The sequence below is a fragment of the Vibrio sp. 10N.222.49.C9 genome, from assembly GCF_041474985.1.
Classification (GTDB): Bacteria; Pseudomonadota; Gammaproteobacteria; order Enterobacterales; family Vibrionaceae; genus Vibrio; species Vibrio crassostreae_C.
The window spans coordinates 1-272 of sequence record NZ_JBFRVD010000477.1; the positions used below are offsets into that span (position 1 = coordinate 1).

1 protein-coding gene is annotated in these 272 nt (G+C 47.4%); it reads right to left on the reverse strand.

The genetic code is table 11. The features are described from left to right. Positions 1–272 (reverse strand): Na+/H+ antiporter NhaC family protein (locus tag AB4585_RS24070; RefSeq protein WP_372171272.1); only part of this gene is annotated, 272 nt, incomplete at both ends.

A 272-nucleotide genomic window follows, 5' to 3' on the forward strand; every position in this document is an offset into this window, starting at 1 on the left:
ACTGTTAGGTGTAGAGGCACACCTAGTTGCTCGCCTAGTGGCAGAACGATAGGCATTGCCACAGCAAACACACCCCAAGAAGATGCCGTTGCAAATACTAGCGCGCCGGTAATCATAAAGATAATTGCTGGGAAGTAGCTTGCAGATAGCACTGGGCTCACGGTTTCGATGACAAATTGAGTAACACCCAACGAATCATTGACGTTCTTCAGCATGAAGCCACCAATAACCGTTGCGAGTGGTAGCAGCATCACCTTAATACCATCATAGAT